Genomic DNA, 12391 nt, shown 5'->3' with positions numbered 1-12391 from the left:
TATTCCAATACAGAGCGGAGTCCGTCTTGACTGCCACCATTGAACAGGTAACCGAAGCCCTGCGTACCGTCATCGATCCCAATACGGGCAAGGACCTTGTCTCCACCCGCGCCGCGCGCAACGTGCGGGTCGACGGCGGCAACGTGTCACTGGAAGTGGAGCTGGGCTACCCGGGCAAGAGCCAGTTCGACCTGATCCGCGGGCTGGTCACCGACGCCGTGCGCAAGCTCGACGGCGTGGCGGCCGTCAACGTGACGGTGTCGATGAAGATCGTGGCCCACGCGGTGCAGCGCGGCGTGAAGCTGCTGCCCGGCGTGCGCAACGTGATTGCCGTGGCGTCCGGCAAGGGCGGGGTGGGCAAGTCCACCACGGCGGTGAACCTGGCGCTGGCGCTGGCCGCCGAGGGCGCCCGCGTGGGCATGCTCGACGCCGACATCTACGGCCCGAGCCTGCCGATGATGCTGGGCATCTCCGGCCGCCCGGAATCGACCGACGGCCAGACCATGATGCCGCTGCAGGGCCACGGACTGCAGGCCAACTCGATCGGCTTCCTGATCGAGCAGGACAACCCGATGGTGTGGCGCGGCCCGATGGTGACGTCGGCGCTGGAGCAACTGCTGCGCCAGACCAACTGGAACGACCTGGACTACCTGATCGTCGACATGCCGCCGGGCACCGGCGACATCCAGCTCACGCTGTCCCAGAAGGTGCCGGTCACGGGCGCCGTGATCGTGACCACCCCGCAGGACATCGCGCTGCTGGACGCCCGCAAGGGCCTGAAGATGTTTGAAAAGGTGGGCATCCCCATCCTGGGCATCGTCGAGAACATGGCCGTCTACTGCTGCCCGAACTGCGGCCACACCGAGCACATCTTCGGCACCGGCGGTGCTGAAAAAATGAGCAAGGACTACGACGTGGACGTGCTGGGCAGCCTGCCGCTGAACCTGTCGATCCGCGAGCAGGCCGATTCGGGCCGCCCGACCGTGGTGGCCGACCCCGACGGCCAGATTGCCGCCATCTACCGCGAGATGGCCCGCAAGGTGGCGATCAAGGTGGCCGACAAGGCGCGCGACATGAGCAACAAGTTTCCGAGCATCGTCGTCCAGAACACCTGAGCACCGGGCGGCCGGGCCAAAATGGGACGCCGTCCGACATTGTCGTGCCGGGCGGCTGTCCTACAATCCACCCGGCAGGGCGTCGCAACCACGCGCATCGATCGCGCTCACAAGCAAGAAGAGGAGGAACGCATGAAACGGGTACTTTTCGGATTGACCATGGGCGCCGCCGCCGTGCTGGCAGCGGGATGCTCGCAGCCGGGCAAGAGCCCGTCCGCCGCGCCGATGGCCGCCACGGCCGCCGCCGCCGCGCCGGGTGCCACGCGCGCCGCGGCGCCGCTGACGCCCAAGAGCGGCACGAACACGTCGGGCCGTGTCACGTTTGACCAGCAGCAAGGCGGGGTGATGGTCGTGGTGGCCGTGACCGGCCTGCCGCCGGGCACCACGCACGGCTTCCATATCCACGAGAAGGGCGACTGCTCGGCGCCGGACGCCATGAGCGCGGGCGGCCACTTCAACCCCGGCGGCAAGCCGCATGGCCAGATGTCGATGGCCGACCACCACGCCGGCGACATGAACAACCTGACCGCCGATTCGGCCGGCAACGCCCGCGCCCAGTTCATGATGTCCGACGTGACGGTGGGCCCCGGCCCGAACAGCGTGATCGGCAAGGCCGTGATCGTCCACAAGGACCCGGACGACTACCGCACCCAGCCCACGGGCAACGCGGGCGGGCGGATCGCGTGCGGGGTCATCGCCGCCTCGTAGCCGGGCATGCCCGCGCGACCCTTCTCCCGCCGCGCGGGGGAGGGGGCCGCCCCGCGGGGGAGACGGGCCATATGGTTGTACAATGCGCCCCAATTCGCGTGCGGCGCCCGGCTGGGCCGGCCCGCCGCCCGTCCACCCTGCCACGTCTATATGAGCATCAAATCCGACAAGTGGATCCGCCGCATGGCGGAGCAGCACGGCATGATCGAACCGTTCGAGCCCGGCCAGGTACGGGAGTCGGCGGGGCGCAAGATCGTTTCCTACGGCACCTCAAGCTACGGCTACGACATCCGGTGCGCCGACGAATTCAAGATCTTCACGAACATCAACAGCACGATCGTCGATCCGAAGAACTTCGACGAGAAGTCGTTCGTCGACTTCAAGGGCGACGTCTGCATCATCCCGCCGAACTCGTTCGCGCTGGCCCGGACGATGGAGTACTTCCGCATCCCGCGCAGCGTGCTGACGATCTGCCTGGGCAAGAGCACCTACGCGCGCTGCGGCATCATCGTCAACGTGACGCCGTTCGAGCCCGAGTGGGAAGGCTACGTGACGCTGGAGTTCTCGAACACCACGCCGCTGCCGGCCAAGATCTACGCGGGCGAGGGCTGCGCGCAGGTGCTGTTCTTCGAGTCCGACGAGGTCTGCGAGACGTCGTACCGCGACCGGGGCGGCAAGTACCAGGGCCAGCACGGGGTGACGCTGCCCAAGACCTGACGGCCTGTCATCTTCCCGGACTAGAATGCCGGCGGCCCGACCCCGCCGGGGGCGCCGCCGGCCATGAACCGGCCCGGCGCCGGACCTGACCCACGAGCCACATGCCGCCGCCGCACAGCAAGGCCGCGGGCCATGTGGCTCAAGTCTTTACAAGCACCTCATCAAGGATTGCCCGATGAAATTCCGCTTCCCCGTCATCATCATCGATGAAGACTTCCGCTCCGAGAACATTTCCGGCTCGGGCATCCGCGCGCTGGCCGAGGCCATCGAGCGCGAGGGCATGGAAGTGATGGGCCTGACCAGCTATGGCGACCTGACGTCGTTCGCGCAGCAAGCCAGCCGGGCATCCACGTTCATCGTGTCGATCGACGACGACGAGTTCGTCCGCGCCGACGACCAGCCCGAGGCCGCCGCGATCGAGAAGCTGCGCGCGTTCGTCAACGAGGTGCGCCGCCGCAACACCGACCTGCCGATCTTCCTGTACGGCGAGACGCGCACTTCGCGTCACATTCCGAACGACATCCTGCGCGAGCTGCACGGCTTCATCCACATGTTCGAGGACACCCCCGAATTCGTGGCGCGCCACATCATCCGCGAGGCCAAGGTCTACCTGGACACGCTGGCTCCGCCGTTCTTCAAGGCGCTGATCGACTACGCGCAGGACAGCTCGTACTCGTGGCACTGCCCGGGCCACTCGGGCGGCGTGGCGTTCCTGAAGAGCCCGGTGGGCCAGGTGTTCCACCAGTTCTTCGGCGAGAACATGCTGCGCGCAGACGTCTGCAACGCCGTGGAGGAACTGGGCCAGCTGCTGGACCATACCGGCCCGGTGGCGGCGTCCGAGCGCAATGCGGCCCGGATCTTCAATTCGGACCACATGTTCTTCGTGACCAACGGCACGTCGACGTCGAACAAGATGGTCTGGCACGCCAACGTGGCGCCGGGCGACATCGTGGTGGTGGACCGCAACTGCCACAAGTCGATCCTGCACGCGATCATGATGACCGGGGCGATCCCGGTGTTCCTGATGCCGACGCGCAACCACTACGGCATCATCGGCCCGATCCCGAAGAGCGAGTTCGACCCGGAGACCATCCGCCGCAAGATCGCCAACCACCCGTTCGCCAGCAAGGCCAAGAACCAGAAGCCGCGCATCCTGACGATCACGCAGGGCACGTACGACGGCGTGCTGTACAACGCCGAGCAGATCAAGGAGATGCTGGCGTCCGAGATCGACACGCTCCATTTCGACGAAGCCTGGCTGCCGCACGCGGCGTTCCACGACTTCTACCGCAACATGCACGCGATTGGCCGCGACCGGCCGCGCAGCAAGGACGCGCTGGTGTTTGCCACGCAGTCCACGCACAAGCTGCTGGCCGGGCTGTCGCAGGCGTCCCAGATCCTGGTGCAGGATTCCGAGTCGCGCAAGCTGGACCGGTACCGCTTCAACGAGGCGTACCTGATGCATACGTCGACCAGCCCGCAGTACTCGATCATCGCCTCGTGCGACGTGGCCGCGGCGATGATGGAAGCGCCGGGCGGCACCGCGCTGGTCGAGGAAAGCATTGCCGAGGCGCTGGACTTCCGCCGTGCCGTGCGCAAGGTCGAGGCCGACTACGACGTGGTCAACAACGGCGACTGGTGGTTCAAGGTCTGGGGCCCGGACTCGCTGTCCGAGGAAGGCATGGCCGAGCGCGACGACTGGCTGCTCAAGGCCAACGAGCGCTGGCACGGCTTTGGCGACCTGGCCGACGGCTTCAACCTGCTGGACCCGATCAAGGCCACGATCATCACCCCGGGGCTGGACGTGGACGGCGAGTTCAGCGAGCGCGGCATCCCGGCGGCCATCGTCACCAAGTACCTGGCCGAGCACGGCATCATCATCGAGAAGACGGGTTTGTACTCGTTCTTCATCATGTTCACGATCGGCATCACCAAGGGCCGCTGGAACTCGCTGGTCACGGAGCTGCAGCAGTTCAAGGACGACTACGACCAGAACCAGCCGCTCTGGCGCGTGCTGCCCGAGTTCGTCGGCAAGTACCCGCAGTACGAGCGGATGGGCCTGCGCGACCTGTGCGACGCGATCCACAGCGTCTACAAGGCCAACGACGTGGCCCGCGTGACCACCGAGATGTACCTGTCGGACATGGAACCGGCGATGAAGCCGTCGGACGCCTGGGCGATGATGGCGCACCGCGAGATCGAGCGCGTGCCCGTGGACGAGCTGGAAGGCCGCGTCACGGCCATCCTGCTGACGCCGTACCCGCCGGGCATCCCGCTGCTGATCCCGGGTGAGCGCTTCAACCGGACGATCGTCCAGTACCTGAAGTTCGCCCGCGAGTTCAACAAGCTGTTCCCGGGCTTCGAGACCGACATCCACGGCCTGGTGGAAGACGAGGTCGACGGCCAGAAGGCGTACTTCGTCGATTGCGTGAAGCAGTGACGTAGCGGTTTCGCCAGTTCTGGGCGGACAAAGAAAAAACCCCCGGCCTCGCGGCGCGGGGGTTTTTTGTTCTGGCTGGCGGGTTACTTCGACTTCTCGAACTGGAACTGCGGCGCGGCCGGCTCGCTTTCCTGCGGGGCCGACGGCAGCTCGGGCTGGGCCTTGCCTTCCGCGCCGCCACCCAGCGACGGCGCCTCGGGCGCGGGCCCGGACGGCGCGGCGGGGGCCGGCGCGGACTGCTGCAGGTCGATGCTGAGGTCGCGCGTGATGCTGCGGTCCTGCTTCGGGCCGGTGCCGGTGCTGACGATGCCCGGGAAGGCGATGATCAGGCCCACCATGACAAGCTGGATCACGACGAACGGCACCGCGCCCCAGTAGATGTCGGTGGTCTTCACTTCGCGCGGCGCCACCGAGCGCAGGTAGAACAGCGAGAAGCCGAACGGCGGGTGCATGAACGACGTCTGCATGTTCACGGCCAGCAGCACGCCGAACCAGATCAGGTCGATGCCGAGCTTGTCAGCCACCGGGCCCACCAGCGGCACCAGGATGAACGCCAGCTCGAAGAAGTCCAGGAAGAACGCCAGCAGGAAGAACAGCACGTTGACGGCGATCAGGAAGCCGAGCTGGCCGCCGGGCAGCGCGGTCAGCAGGTGCTCCACCCAGATATGGCCGTCCACGCCGTAGAACGTCAGCGAGAACACGCGCGCGCCGATCAGGATGAAGATCACGAACGCCGACAGCTTCAGCGTCGATTCCATCGCCTGCTTGGTCAGCCTCAGGTTCAGCCGGCCCTTGATCAGCGCCAGGACCAGCGCACCCAGCGCGCCCATGCCGCCGCCTTCGGTCGGCGTGGCCACGCCGATGAAGATCGTGCCCAGCACCAGGAAGATCAGCGCCAGCGGCGGAATCAGCACAAAGGTGACCTTCTCGGCCATGTGCGACAGCAGGTTCAGCTTCAGGCCCTTGTTGATCACGGCCACCAGGAAGGCGAACGTGATGCCGGCGCCGACGCTGATGACCAGGCGCTCGTCCAGCGGGGCTTCCGGCTTGTAGAGCTTGTCCACGGCAACCGCCACGGCCACCGACAGCACGGTCAGCACCAGCACCGAGCGGCTGCCGGTCTGCCCGCCGGGCTCGCGGAACGTGCGCGCCTCCAGGGGCAGCGCGGGCGCGGCGTTCGGGCGGATCAGCGTCACCAGCAGCACGTAGAGCATGTACAGGCCGGTCAGCACCAGGCCGGGCACGAAGGCGCCCTTGTACATGTCGCCGACCGAGCGGCCAAGCTGGTCGGCCAGCACGATCAGCACCAGCGACGGCGGGATGATCTGCGCCAGCGTGCCCGACGCCGCGATCACGCCCGACGCCAGCCGCTTGTCGTACTTGTACTTCAGCATCAGCGGCAGCGAGATCAGGCCCATCGAGATCACCGACGCGGCCACCACGCCGGTCGTGGCCGCCAGCAGCGCGCCGACGAAGATCACGGCGTAGGCCAGGCCGCCCCGGATGGGGCCGAAGAGCTGGCCGATCGTGTCCAGCAGGTCCTCGGCCATGCCGGAGCGTTCCAGCACCAGTCCCATGAACGTGAAGAACGGAATGGCCAGCAGCGTGTCGTTCTCGATGATGCCGAACAGGCGGCTGGGCAGCGCCTGCAGCAGCTCGGGCGGCAGCATGCCCAGCTCGATCCCGATGAAGGCGAACAGCAGCCCGTTGGCGGCCAGTGCAAACGCGATCGGGAAGCCCGACAGCAGGAATACCACCAGGCTGGCGAACATGATCGGCGCCATGTTCGCGGCGACAAATGACATCATGGCGCGTCCCTTATTGTTTTGGTGTCGGCGGCAGCAAGTTGGCCTGCGCGATGGCGGCAATCTCCTCGGCCGGGTCGGTGGCGTGCTTGCGGAACGCCGAGAACGGCAGCAGGCCCTTCAGGTAGGCCACGCGCTTGATCAGCTCGGACAGGCCCTGCAGGATGATCAGGAAGAAGCCCGCCACGATCAGGAACTTGGCCGGCCAGCGGATCAGCCCGCCCGCGTTGCCGGACATCTCGTGGCCGGCGTACGACAGCCAGAAGTACGGGATCGACAGCCAGAGGATGATCGAGCAGATCGGCAGCAGGAAGAACAGGATGCCGAAGATGTCGATCCAGACCTGCTTGCGCTCGGACAGGTGGCCGGCCACCACGTCGATGCGCACATGCTCGTCGCGCCGCAGCGTGTACGGCGCCCCCAGCAGGAACACCCCCGCAAAGAGGTACCACTGCAATTCGAGCCAGGCATTGGAGCTGATGCTGAAAGCGTAGCGGATGATGGCGTTCCCGGCGCAGATCAGCACGGCCAGCAGGATCAGCCATTTCGCCCACTGCCCGATGAAATCGTTCACGGCGTCGATAAGCCGCGAGATTTTCATGAGGAAAGACATGTGATCGTCCCAGGTGGAGATACAAAAAGGTGGCGCGTCAGTCTACGGGTTTCGGCGCGGGGCGACGCTAGGGTGAATCCCCAGTGCGTCACTTTTTTGCATCGGCGGGACAGGGCGCGAGTGGCCTGGCGAGCGGCTTTCAGACCGGCGTAAGGTCCGCGTAAGGTAGGCGGGAAGCGAGCGGGACAGCAGCGGGAAAGCAGGGGGGAAAGCAGGGGGGAAAGCAGGGGAAAAGGTGGCGTCAGCCGGGGGGGGCGCGGGGCGGCGGATGCGCCGCCCCGGCAGGGCGTGGCGCGGCGCTCAGCCGGCCAGCGTGGCGCGGGCCGCGGCGATGGCGGCGCGCACCTGGTCCGGCGCGGTGCCGCCGATGTGGTTGCGCGCGGCCACCGAGCCTTCCAGCGTCAGCACGGCGTGCACGTCGTCACCGATCAGCGACGCCTTGTCGCCCAGGCCGGACGCCTGGCGCAGTTCGTCGACGGAGAGGTCGGCCAGGTCGCAGCGGCGGTCGTCGCAGGCGCGCACGGCATGGGCCACGGCCTCGTGGGCATCGCGGAACGGCAGGCCGCGCTTGACCAGGTAGTCGGCCAGGTCGGTCGCCGTGGCGTAGCCCTGCAGCGCGGCGGCGCGCATCGCGTCGGGCTTGACGCTGATGCCGGGCACCATGTCGGCAAAGATCCGCAGCGTGTCGACGATCGTGTCCACGGTGTCGAACAGCGGTTCCTTGTCTTCCTGGTTGTCCTTGTTGTACGCCAGCGGCTGGCCCTTCATCAGCACCAGCAGGCCGCTCAGGTGGCCGAACACGCGGCCGGTCTTGCCGCGCGCCAGCTCGGGCACGTCCGGGTTCTTCTTCTGCGGCATGATCGAGCTGCCCGTGCAGAAGCGGTCGGCGATGTCGATGAAGCCGACGCGCGGGCTCATCCAGATCACCAGTTCCTCGGAGAAGCGCGAGACGTGCGTCATCACCAGCGACGCCGCCGCGACGAACTCGATGGCGAAATCACGATCCGACACGGCGTCCAGCGAATTGCGGCACACGCCGTCAAAGCCGAGCTGCTGCGCCACGAACTCGCGGTCGATCGGATAGCTGGTGCCGGCCAGCGCGGCGGCGCCCAGCGGCAGGCGGTTCACGCGGCGGCGGCAGTCGGCCATGCGCTCGGCGTCGCGCGTGAACATTTCGACGTAGGCCAGCAGGTGGTGGCCGAACGTGACCGGCTGGGCCACCTGCAGGTGGGTGAAGCCGGGCAGGATCGTGTCGGCGTTCTTCTCGGCCAGGTCCAGCAGCGCGCCGCGCAGGTCGCCCAGCAGGCCGATGATGTTGTCGATCTCGCTGCGCAGCCACAGGCGGATGTCGGTGGCCACCTGGTCGTTGCGCGACCGGCCCGTGTGCAGCCGCTTGCCGGCGTCGCCGACCAGCGCGGTCAGGCGGGCCTCGATGTTCAGGTGGACGTCTTCCAGGTCGAGCTTCCACTCGAACTGGCCGGCCTCGATCTCGCCCCGGATCTGCGTCATGCCGCGCTCGATCTCGGCGCGGTCGGCCTCGGCGATGATGCCCTGCCTGGCCAGCATGGCCGCGTGGGCCAGCGAGCCCTGGATGTCGAACAGCGCCAGGCGCTTGTCGAAGAAGACCGACGCGGTGTAGCGCTTGACGAGGTCGGACATCGGTTCGGAGAAGCGGGCGGACCAGGCTTCGCCTTTCTTGGCAAGTTGGGAGGTCATGGCAGGGGCAGGGCGGAAAATCGGAAACGGCGATTATATCGCCTGGGAGGGGGACAAACGCTGGCGGCTGGCTCCCCTCTCCCGCTGCGCGGGCGAGAGGAGAAAACCGCCGGCTACGGCACGCATCAGCGACGATTCACCCGCTGTTGCGCAACCCCGCCGCCACGCCGTTGATCGTCAAGTGAATCCCGCGTCGCACGCGGACGTCGTCGGCGTCCTTGCCGGCGCGGTAGCGCTTGAGCAGTTCCACCTGCAGGTGGTTCAGCGGGTCCAGGTAGGCAAAGCGGTTCTTGATCGACCGCGCCAGCAGCGGGTTCTCGGCCAGGCGCTCGGTGCGGCCCGTGATCAGGCTCAGCATGTCGCAGGTCAGGTGCCATTCGGCGCTGATGCGCGAGAACACGGTCTTGCGCAGCGCGGCGTCGTCGCACAGCGCCGCGTAGCGCGACGCCACGGCCAGGTCGGTCTTGGCCAGCACCATGTCCATGTTCGACATCAGCGTGCGGAAGAACGGCCACGTCTTGACCATGCGCTTCAACGTGGCCACGCATGCCTTGCGCGATTTCTCGTCCGGCGCCTCGTCCAGCAGCGCCTTGACCGCGCTGCCGAAGCCGTACCACCCCGGCAGCAGCAGCCGGCACTGGCCCCACGAGAAGCCCCACGGAATGGCGCGCAGGTCCTCGATCTTGCGGTGCTTCTTGTCCATCAGCTTGCGCGAGGCCGGGCGCGAACCCAGGTTCAGGTCGGCAATCTCGGTGATCGGCGTGGTGGCGAAGAAGTAGTCCTTGAAGCCGGGCGTCTCGTAGACCAGGTGGCGGTAGGCGCGGAAGGCCCGATCCGACAACTGCTGCATGATGCCCTCGAACGTGGCCAGCCCGGCCGGCGCGTTCTGCGTGGGCAGCAGCGACGCCTCCAGCGTGGCCGCGATCACCGTTTCCAGGTTGCGCCGGCCGATTTCCGCATTGGCGAACTTGCTATTGATGATCTCGCCCTGCTCGGTCAGCCGGATCTGGCCGTTCACGGTGCCCGGCGGCTGCGACAGGATGGCCTCGTAGGTCGGGCCGCCGCCGCGCCCCACGGTGCCGCCGCGGCCGTGGAACAGCCGCAGCTTCACGCGGCGCGCCTCGAACAGCTTCACCAGCGCCAGTTCGGCCTTGTACAGCTCCCAGTTCGACGTCAGGAAGCCGCCGTCCTTGTTCGAGTCCGAGTAGCCGAGCATCACTTCCTGTTCCACGCCATGGTGGCGGATCACTGCGTCGAAGCCGGGCAGGTCCAGCAGCGATTCCATGATGCCGGCCGCGTTGCGCAGATCCTCGATCGTTTCGAACAGCGGGATGACCATCAGCTCCATGCGGGCCGGATCGGTCTTGCTGCCCAGCGTGCCGCGCAGCAGCCCGGTTTCCTTCTGCAGCAGCATCACTTCCACGAGGTCGGACAGCGTCTCGGTATGCGAAATGATGTAGTTGCGCGCCACGCGGTTGCCGTAGCGGGCGCGCAGGTCGCGCGCCATGGCGAAGATGGCCAGCTCCTTGCGCGTCTGCTCGGAATAGTCGTGCCACGGCAGCATCAGCAGGCGCGGCTGGCGCAGTTCGGCCAGCAGCAGTTCCAGCTTGCGGGCCTCGGGCAGCGCCGCGTAGTCGGGCGCGATGCCGGCCGCCTTGAACAGTTCGGCGATGACGGCCTCGTGCACGTCCGACACCTGGCGCATGTCCACCGACGCCAGGTGGAAGCCGAAGATCGCAATCGCGCGCACCAGCGCGTCGATCCGGCCCCGGGCCAGCGCCTCGCCGTGATGCTGGCGCAGCGAATCGAGCACGATGCGGATGTCGGCCGCGAACGCCTCGGCGTTGTCGTACGGCGCCACGTCGGCCACCGGATGGCGCGGGGCCACGTGGCCGGTCAGGCGCTCGGTGGTGGCGGCCAGCCGCGCATAGATGCCGATCAGCGCGCGGCGGTACGGCTCGTCGGCGCGATGGTCGGAGTGGTCGGGCGAGGCATCGGCCAGCGCCAGCAGCTCGGCGCTGGCATCGACCATCAGCGACGACAGCGGCAGTTCCGCCCCCAGCGCGTGCACTTCGTCCAGATACCACTGCATGATCAGCGACGACTGCTGCTGGGCTGCGTGCTGGAGCGTCTCGGCCGTCACATTCGGATTGCCGTCGCGGTCGCCGCCGATCCAGGACCCCATCTGCAGGAACGGCGCCAGCGGCTCGGGCACGGCGCCGGCCTTGCTGCGGCGCGGGAACACCTGGGCCAGGTCTTCCTCCAGGTCGGCCATCAGCCGGGGAATGCCCTGCAAGAACGTGGTGCGGTAGTAGGACAGCGCGTTCTCGATCTCGTCGACCACCATCAGGCGCGTGTTGCGCAGCATGCGGGTCTGCCAGAGCGTGGTCACGCGGGCGCGCAGCTGCGCGGTGTTGTGGTCGCGCTCGCGGGCCGTCATCGGCAGGTCGCGCTCGGCCAGCAGGCGGGCAATCTCGCGCTCGGCGTCCAAGATCGACTTGCGCTGCACCTCGGTGGGGTGCGCGGTCAGCACCGGCATGATCAGCGCGTCGTTGAGGAAGTCCCGCACCTGCTTGCCGGTCACGCCGGCCGCGTCGATGGCTTCCAGCGCGCGGGCCAGGCTGCCCGGCTGCGGCGGCGATCCGGCCAGCGCGTGCACGCGGCGGCGCCGGTTGTGGTGCTGGTCCTCGGCGATGTTGGCCAGGTGCGAGAAGTAGCTGAACGCCCGCACCACGGAATTGGTCTGGTCGCGCGACAGCCGCTTGAGCAGGCGGTCCAGCTCGGCGCCCGCGGCGCGGTCGTTCTCGCGGCGGAAGCGCACGGCCGTCTGGCGGATGGTTTCCACGAGGTCGAACGCGGCATCGCCTTCCTGCTCGCGCACGCAGTCGCCCAGCAGGCGGCCCAGAAAGCGGATGTCCTCGCGCAGCGGCACGTCCTTGTCGGCGGTGCGGCGGGCCGGGGCGACGGTGTTGCCTTCGGCGGTCACCACGGACAGCGTGGGCTTGGCGCGCGGGGCGGCGTTGCGGGACGGGGCTTTGCGGGCGGTGGCGTCCGGGGCGGCGCCCGGCGCGTCATGCTGGCCCGAGGCGGGCGATGCGGGCGAGGTGGGCTTGCGGCTGGTGGAACGGGTACGGCCGGTGGGGCGCGCAGCAGGCTGCGTCATTCACTATCTCCTCTTCTCGGTACGTCTTATATATGTATCGAACCCCGGACAGGTGCCCCGGGCCAACCGGCATCAACAACCGTCCGGAAAGTCACTTTCGGGCCGGCCATTGTG

The 12391-nt window shown here is 67.6% G+C and carries 8 protein-coding genes; 4 read left to right on the top strand and 4 right to left on the bottom strand.

The window, feature by feature from the left end:
* Positions 1-26: 26 nt before the first annotated feature.
* The 4 genes from apbC to EPAKOI_RS12790 all read left to right on the top strand — a co-directional run bounded on the left by apbC (position 27) and on the right by EPAKOI_RS12790 (position 4980).
* Entirely contained in the window at positions 27-1115 is a 1089-nt protein-coding gene (apbC, locus tag EPAKOI_RS12805) for an iron-sulfur cluster carrier protein ApbC (protein ID WP_124683445.1), read from the top strand.
* A 132-nt stretch (positions 1116-1247) separates the two neighbouring features.
* Complete coding sequence (locus EPAKOI_RS12800; RefSeq protein ID WP_313835222.1) at positions 1248-1823, top strand: superoxide dismutase family protein; 576 nt, start codon at positions 1248-1250, stop codon at positions 1821-1823.
* Between the two features lie 150 nt (positions 1824-1973).
* A complete protein-coding gene (dcd, locus tag EPAKOI_RS12795) occupies positions 1974-2540 on the top strand; it encodes a dCTP deaminase (RefSeq protein WP_124683447.1) in 567 nt (188 codons plus the stop codon).
* A gap of 175 nt (positions 2541-2715) precedes the next feature.
* Positions 2716-4980 (top strand): arginine/lysine/ornithine decarboxylase, encoded by a 2265-nt coding sequence (locus tag EPAKOI_RS12790; RefSeq protein WP_124683448.1) that lies wholly within the window; start codon positions 2716-2718, stop codon positions 4978-4980.
* 83 nt (positions 4981-5063) lie between these two features.
* On the opposite strand, the gene EPAKOI_RS12785 is transcribed toward EPAKOI_RS12790, so the two are convergent.
* From EPAKOI_RS12785 to ppc, 4 genes are all read right to left on the bottom strand, one after another.
* Complete coding sequence (locus EPAKOI_RS12785) at positions 5064-6788, bottom strand: TRAP transporter large permease (RefSeq protein WP_423192347.1); 1725 nt, start codon at positions 6786-6788, stop codon at positions 5064-5066.
* Positions 6789-6798: 10 nt separating this feature from the next.
* On the bottom strand, positions 6799-7398 hold the full coding sequence (locus tag EPAKOI_RS12780; RefSeq protein WP_423192346.1) for a TRAP transporter small permease subunit: 600 nt from the start codon (positions 7396-7398) through the stop codon (positions 6799-6801).
* A gap of 300 nt (positions 7399-7698) precedes the next feature.
* Positions 7699-9114: an argininosuccinate lyase gene (argH, locus tag EPAKOI_RS12775; protein WP_124683451.1), complete on the bottom strand. Its 1416-nt coding sequence runs from the start codon at positions 9112-9114 to the stop codon at positions 7699-7701.
* Between the two features lie 136 nt (positions 9115-9250).
* Positions 9251-12277 carry a phosphoenolpyruvate carboxylase gene (gene ppc / locus EPAKOI_RS12770; RefSeq protein WP_423192345.1) on the bottom strand — a complete coding sequence of 1009 codons (3027 nt, stop codon included), beginning with the start codon at positions 12275-12277 and terminating at the stop codon, positions 9251-9253.
* Positions 12278-12391 lie beyond the last annotated feature (114 nt).

The sequence above is a fragment of the Cupriavidus sp. H18C2 genome, from assembly GCF_049393795.1.
GTDB lineage: Bacteria > Pseudomonadota > Gammaproteobacteria > Burkholderiales > Burkholderiaceae > Cupriavidus > Cupriavidus pauculus_C.
Note: the sequence above shows the minus strand (reverse complement) of the source record. Positions and strands in the feature narration are given on the sequence as shown.

Coding starts and splice junctions, on each gene's coding strand:
- EPAKOI_RS12800 (WP_313835222.1), top strand. CDS start 1,248: ATGAAACGGGTACTTTTCGGATTGACCATGGGCGCCGCCGCCGTGCTG.
- dcd (WP_124683447.1), top strand. CDS start 1,974: ATGAGCATCAAATCCGACAAGTGGATCCGCCGCATGGCGGAGCAGCAC.
- argH (WP_124683451.1), bottom strand. CDS start 9,114: ATGACCTCCCAACTTGCCAAGAAAGGCGAAGCCTGGTCCGCCCGCTTC.
- EPAKOI_RS12790 (WP_124683448.1), top strand. CDS start 2,716: ATGAAATTCCGCTTCCCCGTCATCATCATCGATGAAGACTTCCGCTCC.
- EPAKOI_RS12785 (WP_423192347.1), bottom strand. CDS start 6,788: ATGATGTCATTTGTCGCCGCGAACATGGCGCCGATCATGTTCGCCAGC.
- EPAKOI_RS12780 (WP_423192346.1), bottom strand. CDS start 7,398: ATGTCTTTCCTCATGAAAATCTCGCGGCTTATCGACGCCGTGAACGAT.
- ppc (WP_423192345.1), bottom strand. CDS start 12,277: ATGACGCAGCCTGCTGCGCGCCCCACCGGCCGTACCCGTTCCACCAGC.